Below are 25,248 nucleotides of genomic sequence, written 5' to 3'. Positions count from 1 at the left end.
TGATTTGCCAACATCACGCGCCAAACTGGCCGCAGCTGTGAGCCGAGGGCGCGTCATGCTAGCTTCCCGTCCCATGGACGCGTCGCCAATCGATCCGGAATTGCTGGCCCAGGCCGAGCGCATAGGCATCTCGGTCGAAGGCATGACCGAGCGGCAATTGCGGCTGCACCTTCAGAAGGTCGACCCGGCCGGTGGTGAAGAGCGCGCTCGCCGCTGGGCGGAAGAAAACGCCGAGGCGATCGCCGAGCACAATCGCTTTGTCGAAGAACACGGCCCCTTCGGCGCGGAATGGCGAACCTGGTGATCCGCCAGTTCGACGTTTTCACCAATCCCGGCTCGTCCACGCGGTCCAGAGCTCCCTATATCGTGGTGCTCCAGTCCCATCTTTTCGAAGCGCTTTCGACCGTGGTCGTCGCGCCGCTCATGCGTATCGGAACGCCGTCCAGCGAGAGCAAGGTTCTGCTCGAAGTCGAGTTCGGCGGCGAGACGCTGGTCATGGACCTAGCGCTCCTGGCCAATATCGAACGTCGCATGCTGGGCCGCTCGCGCGGGAACCTGGTCGAGCACGAAGACGAAATCCGCCGCGCGCTCGACCGTCTGTTCACCGGGTTCTAGTCGACCCGCGCCACGTCGCGGCCGATCGGGGCCAGGGCGATGTAGGCCAGTTGCAGGTCCTTGATGGCGAACGGGATGCCGATGATGGTCACGGCCTCGGCGACGGCGACCGCCAGGTGGCCCAGGGCCAGCCACCAGCCGGCCAGGACGAACCAGATCACGTTCAGCACCAGGCCCAGCGGGCCGCTGGCCAAGCCCGCCTCGCGGTGGACGATCTCCTTGCCGAACGGCCAGAGCGCGAAGCCCGCGATGCGCCAGGCCGCCAAGGTGTAGGGCAGGCCGATGACGGTGAGGGCCAGCACCAGCCCGGCCACGAACCAGCCAAAGGCCAGCGGCAGGCCGCCGAAGATGAACCACAGCACATTCAGGATGAAACGGATCACGTCGAAGTCCCCAGCAAGGCGAAAGCCGCCCAGGCCCTAGACGTGGCCCCGTCCGCCGCTTCTGTGAAGGGCGTTACGGCGAATTCACCTCGAGAGACCTAGGCCTTGATCAGCTGCCAGCGCTTGGCCCAGCGGCTCTTGCCGAAGGGCGCGAGCGCCAGGAGGTAGACACCGGCATAGAGCACCGTGCCCACGCCGATCAGCACCCAGCTCCAGGTCCCCGGCATGTGCAGGGCCGGCGCGGTGGTGATCCAGTCGTGGCGCGGCGAGGTGAACTCCAGCCACAGCCCGCCGATCCAGATCAGGGAAAGCAGCAGCACGATCGGATAGCGCAGCAGCGGGCTGCGCTGGACCAGCAGTACGGTCTGGACGAAGGCCGTCACGCCGCCAGCCAGCAGGCCAATCAGCCAGGGCAGCCACGGCCCCGCGACGAACCGCGCCGTGCGCAGGCCCGCCCACAGCGGCGCCCACAGCACCGGGCCCATCATCAGGATGATCAGCACCGCCCCGGCCACGAGGCCCAGACCGCCGCCGATGACCTTGCCGGCCGCCTCGCCGGCTTCGTGCGGGCGCACGTTCGGGTCGCCGCCGGGGTTCTCCGGCGAGGTGGCGATGATCGTCTGCAGGTGCGGCAGGGTCTCGCCAGGACGCGCCGGGGGAAGTCCGCCGTAAGAGGGTGACTTCCGCTTGAACATCACGCCCTGCGGCTGACGGCGAAGTCGGCCAGGTCTTCCAGCGCCTCGCGCCAGTCGTTGGCCGGGAAGATCGCCAGCGCCGCCTTGGCCTTGTCGGCATAGTCGGCGGCCAGATCCAGCGTGGCGTCCAGCGCGCCCGAGCCGACGATCAGCTCGCGGGCCCGGCGGAAGTCTGCCTCGGTCTGCTCGCGGCGGCCGATGGCGCGCTCCCAGAACTCGGCCTCGCGCGGACCCGAGCGGGCGATGGCCAGCAGCAGCGGCAGGGTCGCCTTGCCTTCGCGGAAGTCATCGCCGGCGTTCTTGCCCAGCGTCTCGGTCGTGCCGCCGTAGTCGAGGGCGTCGTCGACCAGTTGGAACGCCAGGCCGAGGTTCAGGCCGTAGGCTTTCAGGGCGCCCGTCTTGGCGGCGTCGACGCCGGCCGAGACCGCGCCGGCTTCCGAAGCGGCGGCGAACAGCTCGGCGGTCTTGGCCTGGATGATCTCCAGATAGACCGCCTGCGAAAGATTCAGGTCGTGGCTGCGCATCAGCTGCAGCACCTCGCCCTCGGCGATGACGCGGCTGGCGCGGGCCAGGATCTCCAGCGCCTTCATCGAATTGGTCTCGACCATCAGTTCGAAGGCCCGGGCGAACAGGAAGTCACCGACCAGCACGCTTTGGGCCGCGCCCCAGATCAGGTGCGCGGCGACCTTGCCGCGACGCAGCTGGCTGCCGTCGACCACGTCGTCGTGCAGCAGGGTGGCGGTGTGGATGAACTCGACCGAGGCTGCCAGCTTCAGGCAGTGGTCGTTGTCGGATTCAGCGAGGCGCGCGGCGGCCACGGTCAGCAGCGGGCGCAAGCGCTTGCCACCGGCGGCGATCAGGTGCTCGGCCAGGGCCGGGATGATCGGCACGTCGCTCTGCATGCGATCGGTGATCAGGGCGTTGACGCCCTTCATGTCGGCCTCGGCGAGGCGCACGAGACGATCCACCGAACCCGGCTTACGGGTGAGGGTCGCTGCGGCTGCGTCCAAAACCATCGTCTCCTTACGGCGGCCCCCCACGAACCATTGCGAGGGACAATGGTGGCGGGATAGGTCACGGTCAAGGCGAGCACAAGGCCTAGAAAGCATTGGACGACAAGCAGGTGACGGAGGATCGGGTCCTGGGAGGCCGCGTGCGGCTGCGCCAGAGACCTGACGGATACAGGGCCGGCATGGATGCGGCCCTGCTGGCGGCCGCCTGCGACGCCCTGCCCGGCCAGCGCGTGATCGAGCCCGGCTGCGGGGTCGGCGGCGCTTTGCTGGCCGCCGCGACCCGCCGTCCCGAGGCGATCTTCCAGGGCGTGGAGCGTGATTCCGTCGCCGCCGCCCTGGCCGCCGGCAACGCGGCGCTGAACGGCCTGGAGGGCCGCGTGAGCGTCACGCAGGGCGATGTCGAGGCCGGCTTCCGTGCGCTGGACCTGCCGGTGTTCGACGCGGTGATGACCAATCCACCGTTCTTCGACGATCCCGGTTCCTTACGGGCTCCGGCCCCGGCCAAGAGCGGCGCGTGGATGGCCGACGGGGGCCTCCTCGCCTGGACCGGCTTCTGCCTGAAGGCGGTGCGCGAAGGCGGGACGATCACCATCATCCACCGCGCCGACCGCCTGGCCGACATTCTCGACCTGCTGGCCCCCAAGGCCGGCTCGTTCAAGATCCGCCCGATCGCGCCCTTCGCCGACGCCCCGGCCAAGCGGGTGATCGTGCGGGCGATCAAGACCGGCAAGGCCCCGCTGGTGCTTTTGCCACCGCTCGTCCTGCACGATCGCGAGGGCGGCAAGCACTCGGTCGAGGCGGAGGCGATTCTGCGCGGTGAAGCCGCGCTCGCCTGGTAGCGCGGCGCCGCTCTACGCAGCCTCTCCGCCCCTCGCGCGTTCCCGCCGCGTCCGCCATCGGGAGTATCGCATGACGTCGTTTTCGTTCGCCGGCCGGGTGCTGTCCGTCGCCGCGGCCTTCGCCTGCCTGACCGCGCCTGTCGCCGCGTCCGCCGCCAGTGAGCGGTTCGCCCTGGAATACCGGGTCGAGCGCACGGCCTCGGCCAAGCTCAGCATCGCGACCTGCCTGGACGTCGCCAAGCGCGAGTCGGCCGCCATCGGCTATGTCCCGGCGCTGGAGAACCGCTATCCGGGCCAGCTGACGACCTTCGCCTCGGGACCCCGCCAGGGCGGCGCCTCGCTGATCGTCTATTGCATCGCCGTCGACCAGAAGACCGCCTTCGTGGTCCAGGCCATCGACTACAATCGCCCCAATAGCCCGCAGTCCAGGCGTATCGCCGACCGCGTCCATGGGGCGCTGCTGGCGGCCGCGCGGCGCTAGCCCCCTACTCCGCGTACAGCGCCAGGGCCTGGAGGCACAGCTCCAGGCCCGTCAGGTCGCGCAGGGGGTCCTGGGTGACGATGACGAACAGGCGGCGGGCCTCGCCCCACAGCATCACCGTCTCGGGCAGGCCGTGGTCCTCGACCATGCAGCCGTCGCCGTCGCGCCAGACCCCCGCCGCGTCCAGGCTGGCGCCCAGGATCGTGTCGACGCGGGCGACATATTCAGCCTGCATCTCGCTGGTGACGTTCAGATAGGCGAAGATCGGCCGCCCCAGACCCGCCAGGACGCCGGCCTCGAACACCGTCGCGGTGTCAGCCGAGGGGCCCCGGAACGGCGTCAGGTTGACGACGGCGGCGTCGGCCTGGCGCAATTGCGCCATGCGAGCGGCGTAGAACTCCCGCGCCGCCATCTCGTCGCCGCCTTCGCCAGGCGGCAGGAGCGTGGGAATGATGGCTTCCAGGCCGGATTCCAGGCACAGGGCGCGCTGGCGCGCCGCCTGGGCTTCTTGATCGGGGAGCCAAAGTTCGGGGCCGGCGAGCCAAAGGGAACGGACTGGGCGCATACCCCTTAGGTCTGGTCCCGGACCCTCGCTGTCAATGTTTGTCGGAAGAAGCCATGTCGTCGATCGCGCGCAGAACCTTGTTGACCGGCGGCCTGGCCCTCGTCGCAGCGCCCGCGTTCGCCGCCTCGCCCCAGCCATGGATCGCCTATGACCGCCGTCTGCGCGGCCTGCTGGCCGACCCGCCCGAGGGCGGCGACTTCGACGCCGACTTCGAGCAGACCCTGCTGGACCTCAACAACATCTTCCGGGACCGCCAGGGGCCGCCGGCGCTGGCCTGGGACAAGGGCCTGGCCCTGGCCGCCCGGGCCCACGCCGCCGACATGGCCGTGACCGACGACTTCGACCACGTCACCCGCGAGGGCTATTCCCCCGCCGGTCGCGTCGGCCTGCTGGCCCGCGACCTGGTCGGCGCGCCGGGCGAGAACATCGCCATGCGCCGCAACGCCGCCGGCGCGGTTCGGCCCGAGCAGATCATGGAGCAGTGGCGCACCAGCCCCGGCCACCGCGCCAACCTGCTGGCCAAGGGCTTCACCCATGTCGGCTACGGCGTCTACCGCCAGGGCCAGCGCGTCATCGCCGTCGGAGCCTATGCCGAGGTCGCCGCCCGCCTGGCCGCCCCGGCTCCGCTGCGGGTGAGCACGACCGACACCATCGCCTCGGCCCTGTCGCACGCGGCCCCGGCGATCCAGCAGTTCTCGGTGTCGGAGCCCGGCGGCGAGATCCTGACCACGACCTATGTCGAGGGCCGCCCGGAAAGCGTCCTGGCCCCCGGCGCCTGGCAGCTGCGCCCGCACCTGTCGACAGGCGAGCATCGCTACGAGGTGGCCTGGGGGCCAGTGTTCGTTCTGGGGTAGCTACTGCGCCACCGCCAGCGACTCGATGTGGATCTTGACCTCGTCGCCGATCGCGCCCGCGCCGCCGGCGCTGCCGAAGGCCTTGCGGCTGATCGCGCCGGTGATCGTGAAGCCGGCCATCTTCTTGGGACCGGTCGGCCCGGTGCCGATCTTGTTGAGCTTGACGTCCAGAGTCACCGGCTGGGTCACGCCCATGATCGTCATGTCGCCGGTGACCTTGGCGGTCGTGTCGCCGGTCTTGACGACCTTGGTCGACTTGAAGGTCATGGTCGGGCTCTTGGCCGCGTTCAGCCAGCGCTCGCCCTTGATGTGCTCGTCGCGGGTCGGATTGGCGGTCAGCAGGCTGTCGACCGTCACCGTGGCCTCGACGCGCGACTTCTCGGGCGCGGCCTCGTCCAGCCAGATCGTGCCTTCCGAGGCGGCGAAGACGCCGAGGATCGAGGTGAAGCCGAAACGATCGATCGCGAACGAGGTCTCGGTGTGGGCCGGGTCCAGCTTGTAGGCGACCTCGGCGGCGAAGGCGGGCGCGGTGGCGGCCGATACGGCGGCGGTGGCGATCAGGGCGGCGAGCAGGCGTTTCATGGGTTCCCTCCACGTCCCCAGCGGGACCTGGAGGCGACCTTGCCGCGCACCCGCGCCAGCCGCAAACGAAAAGCCCCCGGCCTTTGGGGGGCCGAGGGCTTCGTGGGAATTTACTGGGTAGACGGTGGTTAGTTCTTGGCCTGGTCGACCAGCTTGTTCTTGGCGATCCAGGGCATCATGTCGCGCAGACGGCCGCCGACTTCCTCGATCTGGTGCTCGGCCGCGCGGCGACGGGTCGCCTTGAAGCTGGGCTGGCCCACTTGGTTTTCCAGCATGAAGTCACGGACGAACTTGCCCGACTGGATGTCTTCCAGCACGCGCTTCATCTCGGCCTTGGTTTCCGGCGTGATGATGCGCGGACCGGTGACGTACTCGCCGTACTCGGCCGTGTTGCTGATCGAGTAGTTCATGTTGGCGATGCCGCCTTCGTACATGAGGTCGACGATCAGCTTCAGCTCGTGCAGGCACTCGAAGTAAGCCATTTCCGGCGCGTAGCCGGCTTCCACCAGCACTTCGAAGCCAGCGCGGACCAGCTCGACGGTGCCGCCGCACAGGACGGCCTGTTCGCCGAACAGGTCGGTCTCGCACTCTTCGCGGAAGTTGGTCTCGATGATGCCCGAACGGCCGCCGCCGATGGCCGAGGCATAGGCCAGGCCGAGGTCATGGGCGTTGCCGGTGGCGTTGTGGTGGATGGCGATCAGGCAGGGCACGCCGCCGCCCTTCTGGTACTCGCCGCGCACGGTGTGACCCGGGCCCTTCGGCGCGACCATCAGGACGTCGATGGTGTCCTTCGGCTCGATCAGGCCGAAGTGGACGTTCAGGCCGTGGGCGAACAGCAGGGCCGCGCCGTCACGGATGTTGGGGGCGATGTCGTTCTTGTAGATCGCGGCCTGATGCTCGTCCGGGGCCAGGATCATGATCAGGTCGGCCCAGGCGGCGGCCTCGGCGACAGTCATGACCTTCAGGCCTTCGCCTTCGGCCTTCTTGGCGGTCGGCGAGCCAGCGCGCAGCGCGACGGCTACGTTCTTGATGCCCGAGTCCCGAAGGTTGAGAGCGTGCGCGTGACCTTGCGAACCATAGCCTACGATCGCGATCTTCTTGTCCAAGATGCGGGCGAGGTCGGCGTCGCGATCATAATAGACGCGCATGTTTCTTCTCCAAGGACTGGTCAATTCAGCCACTCCGCGCAACGGCGAAGCGACAAAGGCCGGGCGTTTGAGCGTTTTTTTGCCGTTTCGTCAAGGCGAAGCCGGAAGAACGTCGAAATGCCAAGGCCCCTGCGGCCACGTTTTAGGCGCTCGCGCGTTCGTACGCCATGCCGACACCCGAAAAGGACGGTCACGAGCCGCCCACCGCCGCCGTCCATCCGACCGAACAGCGCCCTTTGCGGGTGCTGCTGGTCGCGGGATCCCAGCGCCGCCACAACAGCTGCCCCGGCCTCGACTCCAAGGGCCGCGCCCTGATGCTGCGGGCCGCGGCGCGGATGCCGCCCGGCTGGCAGGTCGACACCGAGGACCTGGGCAACCAGCACGGCAAGCCGAAGATCCAGGCGTGCAACGCCTGCGTCAGCTCATCGATGGCGCTCTGTGTCTATCCCTGCAACTGCTACGGCCCGCGCTCGACCAATCAGCCGGACCTGATGTGGGATCTGGACCTCTACGGCCGCCTGGCCCGCGCTGACGCCTGGGCGTTCATCGGGCCGACCAACTGGTACGGGCCGACGACCAACTTCAAGCTGATGTTCGACCGCCTGGTCTGCGCGGCCGGCGGCAATCCCCGCCCCGACCTGATCGACAAGAAGGACACCCTGAAGGCCCAGGCCCTGGAGCGCTCGCCCGAGTGGAAGCAGCTGACCAGGAACCACCTGGAAGGCCGCACGGCCGCCTTCTTCACCTATTGCGACGGCGGGGCCAACGAGCTTGGCGCCGACGCACGGCCCACGCTGGTGAAGCAGAAGGCGTGGTTCGACCCGCGCGAAGAGCCCTACAAGGACGAGCGACTGGCCTATCAGGGCCTGGTCTGGCAGTGCCGCTACAGCGGCATCGAGGTCCCCGACGAGCTGTGGGTGGCCGGCGTGTTCGGCGAAGGTCAGCCTTACGCCGACGACCAGGTCGAGCACATGATGGCCGAGAAAGAGAGCATCAAGGCCTTCGACGCCTGGGCCAGCGGCTTCATCCGCCACGTGGAGAAGAAAGGCGTCGTCGCCACCAAGGACGACGAGCGGGCGGCGCTGTCGACGACGAACGTCTGATGCGAAACGGGGCGGAGGATCGCTCCTCCGCCCCGCGCATGCTTACCAGAAGAGGTCGTAGTAGACGCTCAGGACCTGGCCGCTCCAGACGTCGACCAGGAGGGCGTCGCCGCCGACCCGGACCCACTCGCAGCCGATCGGCGGCAGTGGCAGGCCGTAGGAACCCCAGTTCAGGTAGTACGAGCTGCCGTACCAGCCGCCCGGCAGGTAGTCGCCGAAGCTCCAGCTGCGGGCGTACCAGCCGCTGGGATAGCGGTAGGCGCCGATCCGGTAGCGCTGCGACGAGCGATAGCTGGGACGGAAGTAGCTGCGGTCGTACTGCTGGCGGCCACGGTCGCGATCGCGATACTGGCCCTGGCCCGGACGACGGTCGTTGCGGTCCCAGCCGCCCCGGTTGTCGTTGCCGCGATTGTTGTCGCGATCCCAGCCACCCGGGCGGTTGTTGTCGTTGCGGTCCCAGCCGCCGGGACGATTGTCGTTGCGGTCGGGGCCACGATTGTCGCCACGGCCACCACGGTTGTCGTCGCCACGGTTCCAACCGCCCGGACGGTTGTCGCGGTCACCCCGGTTCCAGCCCGAACCGCCGTTGTTCTGCGGCTGCTGGGCCTGAGGCTGCTGTTGCGGTTGGCCCTGCGGACGGTCGCCACGGTTCCAGCCGCCGCGATCACCACGATCGCCTCGGTTCCAGTTGCCGCCATTGTTCTGCTGCGGCTGTGCCTGGGGCTGCGGCTGAGCTTGAGGCTGGGGCTGGGCCTGCGGACGATCGCCGCCGCCACGGTTCCAACCGCCGCCACCGCCGCGATCGCCGCCACGGTCGCCGCCGCCTTGCCAGCCACCGCCGCCACCTTGGCCGCGATCGCCGCCGCCCCGGTCACCGCCACGATCGCCTCTGGGGCCACCGTCGCCGCGATCGCGCTGGGCGAACTGTTGTTGCTGCGCCACCACGCCAGCGGCGGCTCCGGCCTCTGCCGCCGCGCCACCCAGCAGCGAAAGCGCCAGGGCGGTCGTGATCAGACGTTTCATTTCTTGCTCCGAAGGGCCTTGAAGCGCGGCCCGGGCTTGTCCCTTGATAGCAGTGTCGGACTCGTCCGATGAACCGGGCTTGAACAGACAGAACGCGTGAGGACCGTCGATGAGCGCGCACTACAACGACATCGTCGCCTTCTGGCGCGGCGCCGGCCCCAAGAAGTGGTTCAAGAAGGACCCCGCCTTCGACCAGGCCATCGCCCTGAAGTTCGAGCAGACCCACTACCGCGCCTCGATGCGCCGCTATGACAAGTGGGTCGAGACCCCCGTCGGCGCGCTGGCCATGCTGATCCTGCTCGATCAGTTCCCGCGCAACATGTACCGCAACACGCCGCACGCCTTCGCCACCGACCCGCTGGCGCGGATGTTCGCGCAGGAGGCCATCGCCGCCGGCCACGACACCGACCCGGCCATCGAGGCCGACCTGCGGCCGTTCTTCTACTTGCCGTTCGAGCACTCGGAGTCGCTGACCGACCAGGAGCTCAGCGTCCAGCTGTTCGCCGCCCTACAGGCCGACACCGGCGACGAGGAGTCGATGAAGTTCGCCATCATCCACCGCGACATCATCGCCCGGTTTGGTCGCTTCCCCCACCGCAACGCCGGTCTTGGTCGCAAAACCACCGAGGCCGAGCAGGCGTTTCTAGACGAGGGCGGTTTCGCCGGTTAACCGCGCCTCAATCTTGGCGCGACCGGGCCTCGCCTGTAGGGTGACGGCCAAGTCGGGGATATTCCGGGGAACACCACGTATGAAAGCTTTCCGTAGCGCGCTGGCCATCGGCCTGGCGCTGACCACCGCCGCGCCGACCGCCGTGTTCGCGCAAGCCAAGGCCAGCAAGGGCCAGACGATGCAGACCCAGGCCTCGGCTGAGGTCCCGCACTGCAATCGCAAGCTGGGCACGCTGTCGATCGTCGACGGCGACGATTCCAGCGGCTGGACCCAGTACAACCTGGCTTCGCCGCAGAAGGTGCTGCGCGCCATCGTCCAGCGCTCGGGCTGTTTCAACCTGGTCGATCGCGGCGCGGGTCTGGGCGCGGCCCAGAGGGAGCGTGAGATCGGCGGCGGTCTCGGCCTGCAGCGCGGCTCCAACGTCGGCCAGGGCCAGATCAAGGCCGCCGACTACGTGCTCGTGGCCGAAGTCCAGGGCAGCAACAGCAATGTCGGCGGCGGCGCGGTGGCCGGCGCCATCGGCGGCCTGATCGGCGGTCGCGTCGGCGGCCTGGTCGGCGGCATCAAGACCAAGAAGCTGGAAGCCAACACCGTCCTGTCGCTCACGAACGTCCGCACCACCGAGACCACCTCGGTGGCCGAGGGCTATGCGGTCAAGAACGACGTCGGCTGGGGCGCGGGCGGCGGCCTGGGCTTCGCCGGCGCGGTCGGCGGCGGCTATGAAGACACCGACATCGGCCGCATCGTCACCCTGTCTTTCATCAACGCCTATTCGAAGATGATCGGCGATCTGGGCCTGCTGTCGGAAAGCGGCCCGGCCGCGGCCGCCGCGCCGTCGAAGACCTTCGTCGCCACCCGGGTCACCAACCTGCGCACCACCCCGGTCGCCGCCGGCAAGCTGATCCGCGCCCTCCCGGCCGGCGCCATCGTCTATCCGACGGGCAAGAAGCAGGACCTGTGGTGGGAAGTCGCCGACGAGAACGACAATGTCGGCTGGGTGCTGAACACGGCGCTCGAGCCGGGAAAGTAACTTCGCTGAACTAAATCTTGTCATCCCGGAAAGCGCGCAGCGCTTGTCCGGGACCCAGGGGCCGTTGCAGCGCGGTTGCCCCTGGGTCCCGGCTCTCCGCTTCGCTGCGGCCGGGATGACAAGCTTGTTTGCAATGGAAAACAGCGGCGGTCCTGTGGACGCATCACCGCGCCGCAGTGTTCAACGCGCCGATTCGCGACCACACTGGCGGCCATGACCACCGCCGTCCTCGACGCCCCGAAAGCCGCCGCCGATCACCCCGAGCGGCAGTACCTGGCCCTGCTCGCCGACATCCTCGAGAACGGCGTCCAGCGCGGCGACCGCACGGGCACCGGCACGCTGGGCGTCTTCGGCCGGCAGATCCGCTTCGACCTGGCCAAGGGCTTCCCGGTCCTGACCACCAAGAAGCTGCACCTGCGCTCGATCTTCATCGAGCTGCTGTGGTTCCTGAAGGGCGACACCAACATCGCCTATCTCAAGGACAACGGCGTACGCATCTGGGACGAGTGGGCCGACGAGAACGGCGACCTCGGCCCTGTCTACGGCAAGCAATGGCGCTCGTGGGCCACGCCCGACGGCCGGGTGATCGACCAGATCGTCAACCTCGTCGAGAACCTGAAGACCAACCCCAACAGCCGCCGCCACATCGTCACGGCCTGGAACCCGGCCGATGTCGACGACATGGCCCTGCCGCCCTGCCACTGCCTGTTCCAGTTCTTCGTGGCGGACGGCAAGCTGTCCTGCCAGCTCTACCAGCGCAGCGCCGACGTGTTCCTGGGCGTGCCGTTCAACATCGCCAGCTATGCCCTGCTGACCCTGATGGTCGCCAAGGTCGTCGGCCTGGAGCCGGGCGAGTTCGTCCACACCTTCGGCGATGCCCACCTCTATCTGAACCACCTGGACCAGGCCCGCGAGCAGCTGCAGCGCGAGCCCTTCGACTTCCCGACCCTGAAGATCGCCGACAAACGCGACCTGTTCGCCTTCGAGTACGAGGACTTCACTCTGGAGGGCTATCAAGCCCACCCGCACATCAAGGCCGAGGTCTCGGTTTGATCGGTCTGGCCCTCGTCGTCGCCCGCGCCGCCAACGGCGTGATCGGTCGGGACGGCGACCTGCCCTGGCGGCTGAAGTCGGACCTCGCCTTGTTCAAGGCCAACACCCTGGGCAAGCCGATCATCATGGGCCGCAAGACCTGGGACAGCCTGCCCCGCAAGCCCCTGCCCGGCCGCACCAACATCATCCTGACCCGCGACATGAGCTTCGAGGCCGCCGGCGCGGTGGTCTGCGAGACCTGGATGGAAGCCGTGCAGATCGGCAAGGAGCAGGCGGCCGACGACGAGGCCGGCGAGGTCTGCGTGATCGGCGGCCGCGCCCTGTTCGAGTTGGCCCTGCCGAAGGCCAAGCGGCTGTACCTGACCGAGGTCGCCGCCGAGGTCGAGGGCGACGTCCACTTCCCCGACTTCGACGAGAGCGCCTGGACCGAGGTCCGGCGTGAGGAACACGCGGCCGGCGAAGGCGACGACCACGCGTTCGTGTTCCGAGTGCTGGAACGGCGCTAGTTCGCCGGCTCAGCCGGCGGCGCCGGCAGCGGCTTCTTCTCAAGTTCAGCGATCTTGCGCGTCTTCAGCAGCTTGCCCGTGCAGGCCTGGAAGACGATCTCGACCTCGCCGCCCTTGCCGGTCTCGGGCATGGCGAACTTGGCCGGGCCGATCCGCTGGGCGGTGATCACGGTATTGCCCTTGTCGGTCTTGCTCCAGGCCAGCAGCACATGCATGCCGGTGTCGCCGAAACGCTTCTGCAGGTCGCGGTCGAAGGTCTTGTGGATGGCGCCGTCGACGACCGGCTTCCACTGATCGTTCTTCATCGCCGGGCAGCTGGCCCGCGTCGGCATCGCCGCCGACTTCGACCAAGGCATCGAGGGCAAGGTCCCGCAGCCCGTCAGCATCACGCCCGCAGCCGCGACCGCCATCAAAGATACCCGCATACCCAGAATCCCTTGTCCTTACTTCGGCCCACGCTCACCGCGAAATCGTGGCGGACGCAAGGCCCCAATCGCTTGGCAAGCTCTAGTCGTCGGTGAAGTAGTCGGCGATCGCCGCGTCCACGGTTTCCAGCTCGAACTTCGGCGAGGCGGCGCGCTCCAGGGCCCGGCGGATCTGCCAGGCGCTGCGGCCGACATGGACGCCCATGCCGCGCAGCTCGGCGACGATGGCCTCGCGGGTGGCCTCGTCGACCGACTTGTTGTTCTCCAGCCGCGCCTGGTCGAGGCGCCAGCCGAAGAAGGTGTCGGGCGTCAGCTCGACCACCGCCCCCGGCGCGGGCAGCCACTCGTAGATCGCGCTCTGCCGGTCGACAGCGTAGTCGACATAGTTGGCCAGGCAGTTGCGGTAGCGGCGGGCGGCGTCGCGGATGGCGGCGACCGTCTCCAGCGGCCGCAGGCGCTCGGTGCCCGGATGGGGCGGCGGCGGCAGCTCGCGGCGGAAGTCCTCGGCCACCAGGGTGAACAGCGCCTTGGGCGTGGGGACGTGACCCCAGGCGGCGATCCGCTGGGCCAGTAGTTCGGGCGACAGGCGCTTCTTCAGCACCGCGTGGGCCTCGGCCAACAGGGCGGCTTGGGCGGGACTGACGCGCAGGGCCACGCCGCCGACTTCACGCAGCTCGGCCGGCAGCGCCGCCAGGGCGCGGACGAGGTCCGGCGTGATCGCGTCGGCGTGGCGCAGGGTCTTGGCCGGCGCGGGGTCGGCCAAGAGCTGCACGAGGGCGCGGTAGTCCTCCGACGCCCAGGCAATCTCGCCCAGGTGCTCAAGCGCCCGACGCAGGCCGGCGGGCGCGGCGTCCTCCAGGGCCAGGGCGATGGCCTTGCGCAGGGACAGGTCCATCAGACCGACGACGTCGATGGGCGGGCCGCCATGGGGTTCGGCGGCCAGCATCAGGCAGATCAGGTGGCGTCGCGCCGCCGGGGCGGTGACGAAGGCGGTATGGGGCGCGGGCCACAGGGCGGCCAGCACGTCGGCATAGGCCGGCGCGATCAGGCGTAGCAAAGGCGAGGCGACGGAGGTCGTACTCGCGAGAGACAGGACGGTCATTGAAGAGCTCCGGCGGCGGCCGGAGCGGCCGCGGCTAGCGGTAGAGACGCGAGAGGCGGATGGTGGATCGGCAGCGCGAATTCGACGGCGCGCGCCAACCCGCCTTCGGCGGTGCTTCTGGCTGTGCGGCGACGAGTTTCATGCGGCGGATCGGCTCCCGGAGCTGGTTGAGGCTTGGCTGATCCCACAGGCGACGACTCGCGACAAGTCCCGAGAACGGCGTTCGCGCACGCGCGATGGTGGCTGTGGCCTGCACGCCACGGTTGGCCGAACGGAACCCTCGCCAGGTTCAAACGGGCGTTTATAGTCGTCTCCAGCGCTCATCAGAGGCGCATAGGGAGACGTCGATGGACATCCAGCTGGTCGCCGAAGGTCTGCAATTCCCCGAAGGTCCCGTGGCCATGGCCGACGGCTCGGTGATCCTCACCGAGATCCAGGGCCAGCGCCTGACCCGCATCTGGCCGGACGGCCGCAAGGAGACGGTCGCCGAGACCGGCGGCGGTCCCAACGGCGCGGCGATCGGGCCGGACGGGGCGATCTATGTCACCAACAACGGCGGCGCCTTCCAGTTCTTCGAGGCCAACGGGCTGAACATCCCCGGCCCCACCCCGCCGACGCACACGGGCGGTTCGATCCAGCGCGTGGACATCGCGACGGGTGCGATCACGACGCTCTACACCGCGTGCGACGGCAAGGCGCTCGTGGGTCCCAACGACCTGGTCTTCGACAAGCAGGGCGGCTTCTGGTTCACCGACCACGGCTGCTCGACGCCGGAGGGCCGCAAGTACGGGGCGCTGTACTACGCCCTGGCCGACGGCTCGAAGGTCGTCCGCTGGCGCGACCACTTCGTCTCGCCCAACGGCGTGGGCCTCTCGCCCGACGAGAAGACCGTCTACATGGCCGACACCATGCTGGGCCGCCTGTGGTCGTTCGACATCGCCTCGCCCGGCGTGCTGGCCGATCCCCTGCCCCTGCAGCCCGGCAATGTGGTCTGCAACCTGCCGGGCTACCAGCTGCTGGACAGCCTGGCGGTCGAGGCCGGCGGCAAGGTCTGCGTGGCGACGATCATCAACGGGGGCATCACCGCCTTCGATCCGGAGGGCTCGACCGAGCATTACGCCTTCCCGGACGTGATCGTGACCAACATCTGCTTCGGCGGCGCCGATATGCGCGACGCCTGGATCACCGCGTCCGGAACCGGCAAGCTCTACAAGGCCCGCTGGCCGCGTCCGGGCCTGAAGCTGAATTTCAACGGCTGAATCCGTCGAAACGTGAACTGAAGTCACAAGTCCTGTGCCTGGCCACGGCGTAGTTCTGCGTCGTGGCGGACCCATCTTGGTTCCGTCAAAGCAACGGAGCCCAGCGATGGACCTCAAACTGAACGACAAGACCGCGCTGGTGACCGGCTCGACCGCCGGCATTGGCCTGGAAATCGCCCGCACCCTGGCCGTCGAAGGCGCCAAGGTGTTCGTCACCGGCCGCACCCAGGACAAGCTGGACGAGGCCCTGGCCAGCATTCGCGCCTCGGGCGGCAAGAACGTCGAAGGCGTGCTCGCCGACGCCGCCACGGCGGACGGCGCGGCGGCCATCCTCAAGGCCGTTCCCTCGGTCGACATCCTCGTCAACAACCTCGGCATCTACGAGATGAAGGCCTTCGCCGACATCCCGGACGAGGACTGGCTGAAGCTGTTCGAAGTCAACGTGATGAGCGGCGTGCGCCTGTCGCGCGGCTACTTCCCCGGCATGCTGGAGCGCGACTGGGGACGGGTGATCTTCATCTCGTCGGAGTCGGGTCTCGCGATCCCGGGCGAGATGGTCCACTACGGCATGACCAAGAGCGCCCAACTGGCCGTCGCGCGCGGCATGGCCCAGCAGACCAAGGGCACCGGCGTCACCGTCAATTCCGTCCTGCCGGGCCCGACCCGCGCGGCCGGCATCTTCGAGTTCCTGAAGAGCGTCTCGACCAATCCGGACGGCACGGCGGACGAGCACGAGGCGGAGTTCTTCGAGAAGCACCGTACCTCGTCGCTGCTGCAACGGATGATCGAACCGCAGGAGATCGCCAGCCTGGTGGCCTATGTCGCCAGCCCCTTGGCGGCGGCGACCAACGGCGCGTCGCTGAAGGCCGAGGGCGGCCTGGTCACCACCATCGCCTAACCGGACTAAGCGGCGGGAGGAGCGTCAGCCCCCGCTCCCCCGCCTACTCCCGCAGGAAAGGCGCCGGCGACCAGCAGCGCCATGGCCAGCAGGGCAAGCAAGCCGGACAGATAGGGCAACCAGGTCATCGTCGTCTCCCTCTCGTGAGCGGGACGACGATGGTCCGGGGCCGGCCTGAGGCACAGCCCCGGAACAGGGGGTGTCGGCTAGTAGAGCGTACCGAGCGCCGCGCGCTCGAAGTTCTGCAGTTCGTCCTCGCGGCCGTCGCGGATCTTCACGACCCATTCGGGATCCTGCAGCAGGGCGCGGCCGACGCCGACGAGGTCGAACTCGCCGCGCTCCAGGCGTTCCAGCAGGCCGTCGATCGAGGCGGGCTGGCTGCCCTCCCCGCCGAACGCGGCGATGAACTCGCCCGACAGGCCCACCGATCCCACCGTGATGGTCGGCGCGCCGGTCAGCTTCTTGGCCCAGCCGGCGAAATTCAGATCGCTGCCCTCGAACTCCGGCTCCCAGAACCGGCGCTGCGAGCAGTGGAAGATGTCGGCCCCGGCGTCGGCCAGCGGCTGCAGCCAGGCTTCCAGCAGTTGCGGGGTCTCGGCGTTCTTGACCGCGTAGTCCTGCTGCTTCCACTGCGACAGGCGGATGATCACCGGATAGTCGGGACCCACGGCGGCGCGCACGGCTTTCAGGATCTCGGCGGCGAACTTGCTGCGCTCGGCGATGGTCGGGCCGTTCAGATGGTCGTCGCGGACATTGGTGCCGTTCCAGAAGAACTGGTCGATCAGGTAGCCGTGGGCGCCGTGCAGCTCGATGGCGTCGAAGCCCAGGCGCTTGGCGTCGGCGGCGGCCGTGGCGAAGGCGGCAATCGTGTCGGCGACGTCCGAGTCGCTCATCGGCTCGGTGAACTGCGCGCCGCCGGCCTTGGAGATGCCCGAGGGGCTGTCGACCTTGCCCAGGTTCGCCGTGCCCTTGGCCGAGCCCACGTGCCACAGCTGCGGGGCGATCAGGCCGCCGGCGGCATGGACTTCCTCGACCACCTTCTTCCAGGCGGCCAGCTCGGCGTCGCCGTGGAAGCGCGGCACATTGGCGTCGTTCAGCGAGGCCGGACGGGCCACGCCCGTGCCCTCGGTGACGATCAGCCCGACCTGGCCTTCAGCGCGGCGGCGGTAATAGGCGGCGACATCGTCGGTGGCCACGCCGCCCGGCGAGAACGACCGCGTCATCGGCGCCATCACCGTCCGGTTGGGCAGCTTCAGCGACTTGAATTCGAACGGCTTGAACAGGGCGTCGAGCGACATGGGGTGTTCCGGAACAGGAGGTGTTGCGCGCAATCCAAACACTTGTTCGGACCGCGCGCCATAGAGAAAAACTGAGGCGCTAAAGCCCCAGCACCATCTTCGCCATGATGTTGCGCTGGATCTCGTTCGACCCCGCGTAGATCGAGGCCTTGCGGTAGTTGAAATAGGCCGGCGCCGCGGGAGCCGCGTAGTCCGGCCCGGCCCGCAGTTCGTTGCTCTTGGACCAGGGGTCCTCGACGAACGGCGCGGCGTAGGTCCCGACCGCCTCCAGCGTCAGCTCGGTGATCGCCTGCTGGTACTCCGACCCCACGCATTTCAGCATCGACGATGCCGGCCCGATCGCCTTGCCGGTGGTGCGGCCGGTGAAGACCCTAAGTTCCGTGGCGTTCAGCGCCTCGACCTGGATCTCCAGATTGGTGATCTTGCCCCGGAAGTCGGCGTCGTCGATCAGCCGGCCGCCGTCGTCGGCCAGCTCCATCGCCGCGATGCGCTTGACCTTCTTGAGCATGTTCATCAGGCCCGGCGCATAGGCGTTGCCGCGTTCGAACTCGAGCAGGTACTTGGCGTAGGTCCAGCCCTTGTTCTCCTCGCCGATGCGGTTGGCGACCGGCACCCGGACATTGTCGAAGAAGACCTGGTTGATCTCCTGCTCGCCCTCGGGCGGGCCGTCCAGGGTGACCAGCGGCTTGATCTGGATGCCGGGCGTGTCCATCCGCAGCAGCAGGAACGAGATGCCTTCCTGCGGCTTGCCGGCGGACGAGGTGCGGACCAGGCAGAACATCCAGTCGGCCCACTGGGCGTGGGTCGTCCAGATCTTCGAGCCGTTGAGGACATAGTCGTCGCCGTCGCGCTCGGCTTTCATTTGCAAGGACGCCAGGTCCGAGCCGGACCCCGGCTCCGAATAGCCCTGGCACCACCAGATGTCGGACTTCAGGATCGGCGGCAGGTGCTGGGCCTTCTGCTCGGGGCTGCCGAACGCCATGATCACCGGCGCGACCATCTTCAGGCCCATCGGCGAGGAGGTCGGCACGCCGGCCAGGCTCATCTCCATGTTGAAGATGTAGCGCTGCGAGGGGGTGAACCCCGCCCCGCCCAGCTCGACCGGCCAGTCAGGCGCGGCCCAGCCCCGATCGGCCAGCTTCTTCTGCCAGGCCACCTGGCCGGCCTTGTCGAGATAGCCGTTCTTGGACTGGCTGAACTGCTTGCGCAGGCCCTCGTCATAGGCGGTCGCAATCCAGTCGCGGACCTCCTGCTGGAAGGCCAGGTCCTCGGGCGAGAAGGCCAGGTCCATCGCCGCCTACTCCACGGCGTCCAGATATTCGATGACCGGCGCGGCGGCCATGGTCGGCCCCATCGCGGCGCCGGCGGCCTTGAAGTAGTCCGTGCCGCCGTGGGCCTTCAGCGCCTCGGTCGAGGCGTACAGCTCCAGGACCTTATAGACGCCCTCTTCGGTGCGCGACTTGGTCAGCTGGTAGACGAGGCAGCCCGGCTCGTTGGCCTTCACCTTGTTCTGGAGATCCAGGAACACCTTCTCGAAATCCGAAGCCTTGTCCGGCTGGACCTTCAGAACCGCAACGACACCGATCATGTTTGCCTCCCAACGCTTGTTTGAAAGCAACATCGGCCAGTGCGCGGTCATGAGCAACCCCTTACCGCTCATCCCCGCGAAAGCGAGGACCCATGCGGCGTCGGACGCGCGCTCAGAGTCACGAGGATTTTCGGAGAGTCAGCTTGGATCCCCGCCTTCGCGGGGATGAGCGGATTAGGTTACGACCGCTCGTTCCAGCCGTAGGCCACCCACGAGTGGCCGCCGACGTTGCGGGCTTCGATAAGGCTGGGGTCGCCTTGCGGGGCCTTGGCGACCTTGCGGCCGCGGAAGGCGAAGGCGGCGAGGCCGAACAGGGCGCTGCCCAGGAAGCCGACGGCGACAACGGTGGCGGCGAAGATCACCGCCAAGACCGCGCCGATCACCACAGCGACCGAGGTCGCGAGCGCGCCGGCCATCCAGGCCAGGCTGTGGAAGGGCGAAGCTGCGGCGCCTTGGCTGCTCATCTTGATCCTCTCGTCCGCGCCCATGATCAACAAAGTTGGTTCACAAGCGCTGAACCGCAACTCAACACCCGCCGAACCCGGAAGAAAAGCCTTTTTCGGCTCCTTACGGGGGCGGCGGATCGTCTCGCCTCAACCCGCCGCGGCCAGACCCAGTTCCCGGCGCTCCTGCATCACCGTCGTGAAGGCGGCGTTGATGGCGGCGGCCTTGGCCTCGGCGACCTCGATGAACTCGGTCGGCAGGCCGCGCGCGCGGGCCCGGTCGGGGTGGGCGCTGGACAAGGCCAGCTTCCAGGCCTTGCGCACCGTGGCGTCGTCGGCGTCGGCCGGCACTTCCAGGATGGCGTAGGGATCGTCCTTGCCGACGCCCAGGTGGGTGGCGCGCAGGCGACGGAACGACAGCGGCGACATGCCGAACAGGTCCGAGACCCGCTCCAGATAGTCCAGCTCGTCCTGGGTCACGACACCGTCGGACTTGGCGATGTGGAACAGGCCGTCGACCACGTCCTCCAGCAGCTGCGGGCAGGTGCTGTAGCGCTTGGCCAGGCGGCGGGCATAGCTCTCGAAGCCGTGAGTCGTCTGGCGGGCCAGGTCGTACAGGCGGTGGATGTTCTGCTCCGACGCCGGGTCGGGCTGGAACACCTCGGTGAAGGCCAGGAACTCGCTGCCGTCGGCGCGGCCGTCGACCTTGGCCAACTTCGCCCCAAGGGCGGTGACGGCGGTCGAGAACGCCGGGTCCTCGCCGGGCAGACCGCTCGGACATTCCGTGCAGTCGGCCAGGTCCAGGCGCCGGGCGGCGATGCTCGCGATGTTGCGCCAGAAAGTCATGGAGCGCCTCGAAACCAGCGACAGACGTTAGAAATACGCATGACGGGCCGATACGGATCACCCCGTCACGGTGCTTCTAGCACAATGAGAATGATCGTTCACATGACTTTAGTGCAATGCGGCGAAACCGCCCGATCTTGCGACGAGGGAGCCGATTGGCGCTTCGCTCGTTATGGCCACGCTTGATCTCATATGGTCACGCAACGGTCCCATTCGGGACCGAAATGCTCTAGTCAGACTCTACCTATTGTAAAAAGGACATCCGCCCGCATGGCGAACGCCCTCTTCCTCGCTCTCGCGCTCCTGGCCCAGGACGGCCAGGCCGCCCAGTCGCCCAATGCTCCGCCGACCGACGAGTACGGCTATGTCGCCTGGTGCTACGGCGCCCTCGGCGGCTACGCCAATCTCTACGACCGCGTGATGCCGGAGGTGACGCGGATCGAGAAGGCGTTCCCGGGTCCGGACGGCGTGGCCGCCTCGCTGAAGACCTATCCGGAGATGCGCGAGCAGGCGCAGAAGGACCTCAAGGTCTTCGCCTCGGCGATCACCGCGGCTGAGAAGGCCAGCCCGCGCCCGATCTCGGAATATGGCGGTTCGCAGGTCAAGCGCGGCCAGGCTGTCTGGCAAGGCTCCGACACCGTCGACAAGGCCCGCCTGGCCCAGATGTGGATGAGCTGGAGCCCGCCCGGCGACTGCGAGAAGCGCGCCAAGGCGCTGGAGATGAAGTCCAGCATCCTGGGCAAGGCGCTGAACTACAACAACGCCGCCTCGGCGACGAAGAGCGCGCCGGCGCCGGAGGCTCCCGCCCCCGCGCCCCAAGCGGCCCCGACCCCAGCTCCGGAGCCTGTCGCTCCGCCGGTGCAAGAGCCCGCGCCGACGCCGGTCGCCGAAACCAAGCCGGCCCCGACGCCGAAGCCGGCGGTCGCCAAATCGACTCCGGTGAAGACCGAGACCAAGCCGGCCGCCGCCGCCAAGCCGCCGGTCAAGACCACGGCCCCTGCCCCGGCCAAGAAGCTGCCCCCGATCGGCGGCAACGAGGTCATCGTCGACCCGGTCAATCCCGTCCCCTGCGCCGGCAGCCTCGTCCCCGCCAAACGCGGCGGCCGCGACGTGCTGATCTGCAAGGCGGACTAGTCGTCTACTGGGCCGGCAGCGCCCCGCTGCCGGCCAACGCCTTGAACCACTGATACGACGCCTTCGGCGTCCGCACGCCCGTCGTCCGGTCCATCGCCACCAGGCCGAACTTCGAGGTGTAGCCCAGGTCCCATTCGAAGTTGTCGATCAGGGTCCACTCGAAATAGCCGCCGACATCGCAGCCCGCCTCGCGGGCGGCCAGCACCGCCTCCAGGTGGCGGCGCAGATAGGTGATGCGGAACTGGTCATCCAGGATCGCCGGACCGCTGCCGAACGGGTCCGAGCAGCCGTTCTCGGTCACCATCATCTTGGGCGCGCCATACTCGCGGCGCACGCGGTCCAGCATCTCGAACAGGCCCGATGGGTCGATATGGCGGCCGAAGGCGTCCAGCTCCGCGCCCTTGGGCGGGTTGGCCTGGGCGATCTTGCTGGGCGAGTTGAGGTCCAGCCGCACATAGGCCGGCGCGTAGTAGTTCACGCCCAGGAAATCGACCGGCTGGCGGACCGTCTTCAGGTCGCCGTCCTGGATCACGCCCTTGAGCAGGTCGTCCATGTCCTTGGGGTAGGTCCCCCTGAACAGAGGATCCAGCCAGGCCTTGTTCCACAGCGCGTCGAGCCCGTCCGAGGCCAGGCGGTTCCAGAACAGCCCGCCCGCCGGCCGGCAGGGCTGCAAGGCCATGGTGGTGCCGACCGTCAGATCGCCCTGGGCGGCCCGCAGCGCCTGCATGGCCAAGCCCTGACCCAGGTTCATGTGGTGGACGACCTTGCCCAGCAGGTTGATGTCCTTCAGCCCCGGCGCGTGCTCACCCAGCACATGTCCGAAGACGGCGTGCACGGCCGCCTCGTTGAGGATGATGTAGTGCTTGAGCCGGTCGCCCAGCTTCTCGACCACCGCGTGGGCGTAGTCGGCGAAGCGCAGCGCCGTGTCGCGATTGGCCCAGCCGCCCATGCCTTGCAGCCCCTGCGGCAGGTCCCAGTGGAACAGGGTCGCGTAAGGTGTGACGCCCTTGGCAAGCAGCGCATCGACCAGCCTCGAATAGTGGTCGAGCCCGGCGGCGTTCACCGCCCCCTGCCCCGTCGGCAGCACGCGCGACCAGCTGATCGAGAAACGGTAGGCGTCCAGCCCCGCCCCGGCTATCAGGTCGACATCGTCCTGGAAGCGGCGATAGCTGTCGGTGGCCACCGTCGCGTCGGACTTGTCCTTCACGTGGCCGGGGACCTTCTCGAAGAGGTCCCAGACGCTGGGCCCGCGCCCGTCGACCTCTTGCGAACCCTCGGTCTGGAAGGCCGCCGTGGCCACGCCCCAGACGAAGTCCTTGGGAAACTGCCGGCTCTTTGGCTTGAAGTCGGTCTCGTGACCGCCCTCGCAGCCCGCAAGACCCATGGCCGCGCCGCCCAAGGCCAATGCCCCGAGCGCCCGGCGGCTGACGCCTGACCGTTCCATCGTCCCCTCCCGTCTTATCGTTGGGAGGGAGGATGCGGGTGGGTTGTGGATTTGGCTAGTTCACCCGGCGGCAGCTAGCGGACCGTGGCGGCCTCGCGCACGCCGGCGATGGAGTCGGCCGGCATCGGGCGGCCGAGCAGGAAGCCCTGGAACTCGCTGCAGCCCAGCTTCACCAGGGCGTCCAGCTGGCCTTGGGTCTCGACGCCTTCGGCGGTGGTCTTCAGGCCCAGCGACTTGGCCAGGCTGACGATGGCGCTGGCGACGGCCATGCTCTCGCTGTTGCCCGGCAGGCTGGAGACGAACGAGCGGTCGATCTTCAGCTTGTCGATCGGATGGCGGCGCAGATAGGCCAACGACGCGTAGCCGGTGCCGAAGTCGTCCAGGGCCAGGCGGAAGCCCAGGCGCTTGAGGCGGCGCAGGGCCTCATGAACGCCGTCGCTGTCCTTCAGCAGGGCCGTCTCGGTGATCTCCAGCATGAAGACGTCGGCGCGGGCGCCGGTCTCGGCCAGGGTAGCGACCATCTCGTCGACGAAGCCGGGGTTGGACAGCTGGATGGCCGAGACGTTGACCGACACCTCCAGGCCCGACCAGCGCAGGCTGTCGTAGCAGGCGCGGCGGAACACCGACGAGCCGACCAGGCCGATCAGGCCGCAGGACTCGGCCAGCGGGATGAAGATGGCAGGCGAGATCTCGCCGCGCTCGGGATGGGTCCAGCGGGCCAGGGCCTCGACACCGATCATCACGCCCTTGGCGTCCATCAGCGGCTGGTAGGCGACGTTCAGGGCGTCGCCTTCCAGGGTCGTGCGCAGGTCGCGCTCCAACCCTTTGCGCAGGCGCAGGGCCGCGTCCATCTCGGGCTCGAAGAAGGCGAAGCGCCCGCGGCCGGCTTCCTTGGCGCGATAGAGGGCGACGTCGGCCTGGCGCAGCAGCTCGGCCTGGCCCTGGTCGGCGTCGGAGACCACCGCCACGCCCACCGAGCACGACAGCTCGGCGCGGCCGATGGAGAGATCGACCTCGCCCGACAGGCCCTCGACCACGCGCTGGGCCATGGTGGCCGCGCCCGAGGGGGTGGTGTCGGGCAGGATGATGGCGAACTCGTCGCCGCCCAGGCGACAGATGGTGTCGGTCTCGCGGCAGATATGCACCAGCCGGCGGGCGACCTCGCGGATCAGTTGGTCGCCGGCGTCGTGGCCATAGCTGTCGTTGACCTCCTTGAAGCGGTCGAGGTCGATGCACAGCACGCCCAGATGGCCCGGCTTGCGGCGCAGCAGTGCGTGGGCGTGAACCAGGCGGTCGGTGAACAGGGTGCGGTTGGCCAGGCCGGTCAGCGGGTCGTGCAAGGCCAGGTGCTTGGCCTCGGCCTCGCTCAGCAGCAGCTTCTTGGCCGCACGGCGGGTGATGCGGAACAGCAGGAACGAGCCGATGGCGGCGGCCAGCACGGCCAGGGCCAGCATCGGAGTGGCCGACTTCAGCAACTCCTCGCCCGGCTTGCGCGGGGTCCAGCGCAGGACGATGCGGCGGCCGTCGGCGGCCTTGCCCAGCATCGCCTGGCCGTCACGGGTGTGGACCGCGTCCGGCTTGACCACCTCGATATGTGCGTCGTGCAGCAGGAAGCGGTCGGAGAAGGTCTTGATGACGCTGCTGGCCACCGGGATGCCGGTCACCAGCAGCGGGGCGCGGGGGCCCCGGGTCTTGGCCTTCAGGTCGGGACGGACCAGCGAGACGGTGATCAGCACCGGCTCGTCGCCGATCAGCTCGACGCGGCTCTTATGGACGGCGCGAAGCTCGGCGACCTTCTTGGGATCGGTCTCGATCTTGCGGATCGCGTCGACCAGGCGCGCGGTCGGGACGGCGTAGCGGCCATAGGCGTCGGGCGAGACGTCCTTGCCGTTGATATGGCCGTAGATCGGCTTGCCGTCGGCGTCGAGGACGAACACGACCTTGTAGCCCAGCGCCCCGCCCAGCGAGGCGCCGATGTTCTGGCTGGCCCAGGCCGGGTCGTACTGGTTGTCCAGCTTGATGATCGCCTCGTCCCAGATGACGTAGGGATTGAGGGCGGTCTGGACCTCGCGGCCGCGCTGGCGCAGGCCATTGCCGACCAGAGTCTGCTCGTATTGGCGCTCGCGCAGGTCGGCGTGGCGGGTGGCGACGGTCAGGGCCACACCGGCGAGCAGGATCATGCCCGCCGCCATGCCGGCGATCAGGCCAAAGATCTTGAACTCGATGTTCCGGCGATCCATCCCATTCCCCC

Annotated in this window: 29 protein-coding genes and 1 pseudogene; 13 read left to right on the top strand and 17 right to left on the bottom strand. The window is 68.4% G+C overall.

Annotated features, from left to right (window positions below):
* The first annotated feature begins 73 nt into the window (after window positions 1-73).
* Together AC07NI_RS18695 and AC07NI_RS18690 are read left to right on the top strand one after the other, a co-directional pair.
* Entirely contained in the window at window positions 74-304 is a 231-nt protein-coding gene (locus tag AC07NI_RS18695; RefSeq protein ID WP_494621825.1) for a type II toxin-antitoxin system CcdA family antitoxin, read from the top strand.
* Window positions 301-615, top strand: a complete 315-nt coding sequence (locus AC07NI_RS18690; RefSeq protein ID WP_494621823.1) for a CcdB family protein — start codon at window positions 301-303, stop codon at window positions 613-615. The genes AC07NI_RS18695 and AC07NI_RS18690 overlap by 4 nt, the downstream gene beginning before the upstream one ends.
* On the opposite strand, the gene AC07NI_RS18685 is transcribed toward AC07NI_RS18690, so the two are convergent.
* From AC07NI_RS18685 to AC07NI_RS18675, 3 genes are all read right to left on the bottom strand, one after another.
* Complete coding sequence (locus tag AC07NI_RS18685; RefSeq protein WP_494621821.1) at window positions 612-998, bottom strand: YccF domain-containing protein; 387 nt, start codon at window positions 996-998, stop codon at window positions 612-614. The two genes, AC07NI_RS18690 and AC07NI_RS18685, sit on opposite strands and share 4 nt — an antisense overlap.
* A 98-nt stretch (window positions 999-1,096) precedes the next feature.
* Window positions 1,097-1,693 carry a hypothetical protein gene (locus AC07NI_RS18680; RefSeq protein WP_494621819.1) on the bottom strand — a complete coding sequence of 199 codons (597 nt, stop codon included), beginning with the start codon at window positions 1,691-1,693 and terminating at the stop codon, window positions 1,097-1,099.
* Window positions 1,693-2,703 carry a polyprenyl synthetase family protein gene (locus AC07NI_RS18675; RefSeq protein WP_494622271.1) on the bottom strand — a complete coding sequence of 337 codons (1,011 nt, stop codon included), beginning with the start codon at window positions 2,701-2,703 and terminating at the stop codon, window positions 1,693-1,695. The genes AC07NI_RS18680 and AC07NI_RS18675 overlap by 1 nt, the downstream gene beginning before the upstream one ends.
* A gap of 98 nt (window positions 2,704-2,801) precedes the next feature.
* Here AC07NI_RS18675 and AC07NI_RS18670 point away from each other — a divergent pair, with 98 nt between their 5' ends.
* Together AC07NI_RS18670 and AC07NI_RS18665 are read left to right on the top strand one after the other, a co-directional pair.
* Window positions 2,802-3,545: a tRNA1(Val) (adenine(37)-N6)-methyltransferase gene (locus tag AC07NI_RS18670; protein WP_494621817.1), complete on the top strand. Its 744-nt coding sequence runs from the start codon at window positions 2,802-2,804 to the stop codon at window positions 3,543-3,545.
* A 70-nt stretch (window positions 3,546-3,615) separates the two neighbouring features.
* Entirely contained in the window at window positions 3,616-4,026 is a 411-nt protein-coding gene (locus AC07NI_RS18665; protein WP_494621815.1) for a DUF6180 family protein, read from the top strand.
* Window positions 4,027-4,030: 4 nt separating this feature from the next.
* Here the strand turns inward: AC07NI_RS18665 and AC07NI_RS18660 are convergent, their stop codons facing one another.
* On the bottom strand, window positions 4,031-4,591 hold the full coding sequence (locus AC07NI_RS18660) for a nucleoside 2-deoxyribosyltransferase (protein ID WP_494621813.1): 561 nt from the start codon (window positions 4,589-4,591) through the stop codon (window positions 4,031-4,033).
* Between the two features lie 53 nt (window positions 4,592-4,644).
* Between AC07NI_RS18660 and AC07NI_RS18655 the strand changes: the two genes are divergently transcribed.
* On the top strand, window positions 4,645-5,445 hold the full coding sequence (locus AC07NI_RS18655) for a CAP domain-containing protein (protein ID WP_494621811.1): 801 nt from the start codon (window positions 4,645-4,647) through the stop codon (window positions 5,443-5,445).
* On the opposite strand, the gene AC07NI_RS18650 is transcribed toward AC07NI_RS18655, so the two are convergent.
* Both AC07NI_RS18650 and ilvC read right to left on the bottom strand, forming a co-directional pair.
* Window positions 5,446-6,027 carry a YceI family protein gene (locus tag AC07NI_RS18650; RefSeq protein WP_494621809.1) on the bottom strand — a complete coding sequence of 194 codons (582 nt, stop codon included), beginning with the start codon at window positions 6,025-6,027 and terminating at the stop codon, window positions 5,446-5,448. It lies immediately after the preceding gene.
* Window positions 6,028-6,155: 128 nt separating this feature from the next.
* The gene (gene ilvC / locus AC07NI_RS18645; RefSeq protein WP_494621807.1) at window positions 6,156-7,175 is read right to left on the bottom strand and encodes a ketol-acid reductoisomerase; all 1,020 of its coding nucleotides are present in this window, start codon (window positions 7,173-7,175) and stop codon (window positions 6,156-6,158) included.
* Window positions 7,176-7,342: 167 nt separating this feature from the next.
* Between ilvC and AC07NI_RS18640 the strand changes: the two genes are divergently transcribed.
* A complete protein-coding gene (locus AC07NI_RS18640) occupies window positions 7,343-8,278 on the top strand; it encodes an NADPH-dependent FMN reductase family protein (RefSeq protein WP_494621805.1) in 936 nt (311 codons plus the stop codon).
* A gap of 42 nt (window positions 8,279-8,320) precedes the next feature.
* Here AC07NI_RS18640 and AC07NI_RS18635 read toward each other — a convergent pair whose 3' ends face one another.
* Entirely contained in the window at window positions 8,321-9,301 is a 981-nt protein-coding gene (locus AC07NI_RS18635) for an RcnB family protein (protein WP_494621803.1), read from the bottom strand.
* Window positions 9,302-9,410: 109 nt separating this feature from the next.
* Between AC07NI_RS18635 and AC07NI_RS18630 the strand changes: the two genes are divergently transcribed.
* Window positions 9,411-9,971 (top strand): DUF924 family protein, encoded by a 561-nt coding sequence (locus tag AC07NI_RS18630; RefSeq protein WP_494621801.1) that lies wholly within the window; start codon window positions 9,411-9,413, stop codon window positions 9,969-9,971.
* A 79-nt stretch (window positions 9,972-10,050) separates the two neighbouring features.
* Window positions 10,051-11,001, top strand: coding sequence for a CsgG/HfaB family protein (locus tag AC07NI_RS18625; protein WP_494621799.1), 951 nt, complete (start codon window positions 10,051-10,053; stop codon window positions 10,999-11,001).
* 10 nt (window positions 11,002-11,011) lie between these two features.
* Here the strand turns inward: AC07NI_RS18625 and AC07NI_RS18620 are convergent.
* A pseudogene (locus AC07NI_RS18620) lies at window positions 11,012-11,140 on the bottom strand (hypothetical protein); the annotation flags it as partial.
* Between the two features lie 74 nt (window positions 11,141-11,214).
* Between AC07NI_RS18620 and AC07NI_RS18615 the strand changes: the two are divergent.
* The gene (locus AC07NI_RS18615) at window positions 11,215-12,054 is read left to right on the top strand and encodes a thymidylate synthase (protein ID WP_494621797.1); all 840 of its coding nucleotides are present in this window, start codon (window positions 11,215-11,217) and stop codon (window positions 12,052-12,054) included.
* A complete protein-coding gene (locus AC07NI_RS18610; RefSeq protein ID WP_494621795.1) occupies window positions 12,051-12,560 on the top strand; it encodes a dihydrofolate reductase in 510 nt (169 codons plus the stop codon). The genes AC07NI_RS18615 and AC07NI_RS18610 overlap by 4 nt, the downstream gene beginning before the upstream one ends.
* On the opposite strand, the gene AC07NI_RS18605 is transcribed toward AC07NI_RS18610, so the two are convergent.
* Window positions 12,557-12,985, bottom strand: coding sequence for a hypothetical protein (locus tag AC07NI_RS18605; protein WP_494621793.1), 429 nt, complete (start codon window positions 12,983-12,985; stop codon window positions 12,557-12,559). The two genes, AC07NI_RS18610 and AC07NI_RS18605, sit on opposite strands and share 4 nt — an antisense overlap.
* A gap of 82 nt (window positions 12,986-13,067) precedes the next feature.
* Window positions 13,068-14,087 carry a hypothetical protein gene (locus AC07NI_RS18600; protein WP_494621791.1) on the bottom strand — a complete coding sequence of 340 codons (1,020 nt, stop codon included), beginning with the start codon at window positions 14,085-14,087 and terminating at the stop codon, window positions 13,068-13,070.
* Between the two features lie 347 nt (window positions 14,088-14,434).
* Here AC07NI_RS18600 and AC07NI_RS18595 point away from each other — a divergent pair, with 347 nt between their 5' ends.
* Window positions 14,435-15,346, top strand: a complete 912-nt coding sequence (locus AC07NI_RS18595; protein WP_494621789.1) for an SMP-30/gluconolactonase/LRE family protein — start codon at window positions 14,435-14,437, stop codon at window positions 15,344-15,346.
* 106 nt (window positions 15,347-15,452) lie between these two features.
* Window positions 15,453-16,244, top strand: a complete 792-nt coding sequence (locus AC07NI_RS18590) for an SDR family NAD(P)-dependent oxidoreductase (RefSeq protein ID WP_494621787.1) — start codon at window positions 15,453-15,455, stop codon at window positions 16,242-16,244.
* A gap of 206 nt (window positions 16,245-16,450) precedes the next feature.
* Here the strand turns inward: AC07NI_RS18590 and AC07NI_RS18585 are convergent, their stop codons facing one another.
* From AC07NI_RS18585 to AC07NI_RS18565, 5 genes are all read right to left on the bottom strand, one after another.
* Window positions 16,451-17,542 carry an NADH:flavin oxidoreductase gene (locus AC07NI_RS18585; RefSeq protein ID WP_494621785.1) on the bottom strand — a complete coding sequence of 364 codons (1,092 nt, stop codon included), beginning with the start codon at window positions 17,540-17,542 and terminating at the stop codon, window positions 16,451-16,453.
* A gap of 79 nt (window positions 17,543-17,621) precedes the next feature.
* Entirely contained in the window at window positions 17,622-18,833 is a 1,212-nt protein-coding gene (locus AC07NI_RS18580) for an acyl-CoA dehydrogenase family protein (RefSeq protein WP_494621783.1), read from the bottom strand.
* A gap of 6 nt (window positions 18,834-18,839) precedes the next feature.
* The gene (locus AC07NI_RS18575) at window positions 18,840-19,130 is read right to left on the bottom strand and encodes a putative quinol monooxygenase (RefSeq protein WP_494621781.1); all 291 of its coding nucleotides are present in this window, start codon (window positions 19,128-19,130) and stop codon (window positions 18,840-18,842) included.
* 179 nt (window positions 19,131-19,309) lie between these two features.
* On the bottom strand, window positions 19,310-19,624 hold the full coding sequence (locus AC07NI_RS18570) for a hypothetical protein (RefSeq protein WP_494621779.1): 315 nt from the start codon (window positions 19,622-19,624) through the stop codon (window positions 19,310-19,312).
* A gap of 99 nt (window positions 19,625-19,723) precedes the next feature.
* Entirely contained in the window at window positions 19,724-20,419 is a 696-nt protein-coding gene (locus AC07NI_RS18565; RefSeq protein ID WP_494621777.1) for a TerB family tellurite resistance protein, read from the bottom strand.
* Window positions 20,420-20,689: 270 nt separating this feature from the next.
* Here AC07NI_RS18565 and AC07NI_RS18560 point away from each other — a divergent pair, with 270 nt between their 5' ends.
* Entirely contained in the window at window positions 20,690-21,553 is an 864-nt protein-coding gene (locus tag AC07NI_RS18560) for a hypothetical protein (RefSeq protein WP_494621775.1), read from the top strand.
* A 4-nt stretch (window positions 21,554-21,557) separates the two neighbouring features.
* Here the strand turns inward: AC07NI_RS18560 and AC07NI_RS18555 are convergent, their stop codons facing one another.
* Both AC07NI_RS18555 and AC07NI_RS18550 read right to left on the bottom strand, forming a co-directional pair.
* Entirely contained in the window at window positions 21,558-22,997 is a 1,440-nt protein-coding gene (locus AC07NI_RS18555) for a GH1 family beta-glucosidase (RefSeq protein ID WP_494621773.1), read from the bottom strand.
* A gap of 74 nt (window positions 22,998-23,071) precedes the next feature.
* Window positions 23,072-25,237, bottom strand: coding sequence for a bifunctional diguanylate cyclase/phosphodiesterase (locus AC07NI_RS18550; protein WP_494621771.1), 2,166 nt, complete (start codon window positions 25,235-25,237; stop codon window positions 23,072-23,074).
* Window positions 25,238-25,248 lie beyond the last annotated feature (11 nt).

The organism is Caulobacter sp. GW821-FHT10E02 (assembly GCF_059415225.1).
The sequence above is the reverse complement of the archived record's forward strand: the minus strand, read 5'-3'. Positions and strand labels throughout refer to the sequence as shown.

Excerpts from the sequence above, each read along its gene's own strand:
- AC07NI_RS18665 (WP_494621815.1), top strand. The coding sequence starts at position 3,616 with ATGACGTCGTTTTCGTTCGCCGGCCGGGTGCTGTCCGTCGCCGCGGCC.
- AC07NI_RS18615 (WP_494621797.1), top strand. The coding sequence starts at position 11,215 with ATGACCACCGCCGTCCTCGACGCCCCGAAAGCCGCCGCCGATCACCCC.
- AC07NI_RS18580 (WP_494621783.1), bottom strand. The coding sequence starts at position 18,833 with ATGGACCTGGCCTTCTCGCCCGAGGACCTGGCCTTCCAGCAGGAGGTC.
- AC07NI_RS18565 (WP_494621777.1), bottom strand. The coding sequence starts at position 20,419 with ATGACTTTCTGGCGCAACATCGCGAGCATCGCCGCCCGGCGCCTGGAC.
- AC07NI_RS18635 (WP_494621803.1), bottom strand. The coding sequence starts at position 9,301 with ATGAAACGTCTGATCACGACCGCCCTGGCGCTTTCGCTGCTGGGTGGC.
- AC07NI_RS18650 (WP_494621809.1), bottom strand. The coding sequence starts at position 6,027 with ATGAAACGCCTGCTCGCCGCCCTGATCGCCACCGCCGCCGTATCGGCC.
- AC07NI_RS18590 (WP_494621787.1), top strand. The coding sequence starts at position 15,453 with ATGGACCTCAAACTGAACGACAAGACCGCGCTGGTGACCGGCTCGACC.
- AC07NI_RS18655 (WP_494621811.1), top strand. The coding sequence starts at position 4,645 with ATGTCGTCGATCGCGCGCAGAACCTTGTTGACCGGCGGCCTGGCCCTC.
- AC07NI_RS18585 (WP_494621785.1), bottom strand. The coding sequence starts at position 17,542 with ATGTCGCTCGACGCCCTGTTCAAGCCGTTCGAATTCAAGTCGCTGAAG.
- AC07NI_RS18575 (WP_494621781.1), bottom strand. The coding sequence starts at position 19,130 with ATGATCGGTGTCGTTGCGGTTCTGAAGGTCCAGCCGGACAAGGCTTCG.
- AC07NI_RS18660 (WP_494621813.1), bottom strand. The coding sequence starts at position 4,591 with ATGCGCCCAGTCCGTTCCCTTTGGCTCGCCGGCCCCGAACTTTGGCTC.
- AC07NI_RS18595 (WP_494621789.1), top strand. The coding sequence starts at position 14,435 with ATGGACATCCAGCTGGTCGCCGAAGGTCTGCAATTCCCCGAAGGTCCC.
- AC07NI_RS18555 (WP_494621773.1), bottom strand. The coding sequence starts at position 22,997 with ATGGAACGGTCAGGCGTCAGCCGCCGGGCGCTCGGGGCATTGGCCTTG.
- AC07NI_RS18600 (WP_494621791.1), bottom strand. The coding sequence starts at position 14,087 with ATGACCGTCCTGTCTCTCGCGAGTACGACCTCCGTCGCCTCGCCTTTG.
- AC07NI_RS18630 (WP_494621801.1), top strand. The coding sequence starts at position 9,411 with ATGAGCGCGCACTACAACGACATCGTCGCCTTCTGGCGCGGCGCCGGC.
- AC07NI_RS18550 (WP_494621771.1), bottom strand. The coding sequence starts at position 25,237 with ATGGATCGCCGGAACATCGAGTTCAAGATCTTTGGCCTGATCGCCGGC.
- AC07NI_RS18560 (WP_494621775.1), top strand. The coding sequence starts at position 20,690 with ATGGCGAACGCCCTCTTCCTCGCTCTCGCGCTCCTGGCCCAGGACGGC.
- ilvC (WP_494621807.1), bottom strand. The coding sequence starts at position 7,175 with ATGCGCGTCTATTATGATCGCGACGCCGACCTCGCCCGCATCTTGGAC.
- AC07NI_RS18695 (WP_494621825.1), top strand. The coding sequence starts at position 74 with ATGGACGCGTCGCCAATCGATCCGGAATTGCTGGCCCAGGCCGAGCGC.
- AC07NI_RS18625 (WP_494621799.1), top strand. The coding sequence starts at position 10,051 with ATGAAAGCTTTCCGTAGCGCGCTGGCCATCGGCCTGGCGCTGACCACC.
- AC07NI_RS18640 (WP_494621805.1), top strand. The coding sequence starts at position 7,343 with ATGCCGACACCCGAAAAGGACGGTCACGAGCCGCCCACCGCCGCCGTC.
- AC07NI_RS18680 (WP_494621819.1), bottom strand. The coding sequence starts at position 1,693 with ATGTTCAAGCGGAAGTCACCCTCTTACGGCGGACTTCCCCCGGCGCGT.
- AC07NI_RS18605 (WP_494621793.1), bottom strand. The coding sequence starts at position 12,985 with ATGCGGGTATCTTTGATGGCGGTCGCGGCTGCGGGCGTGATGCTGACG.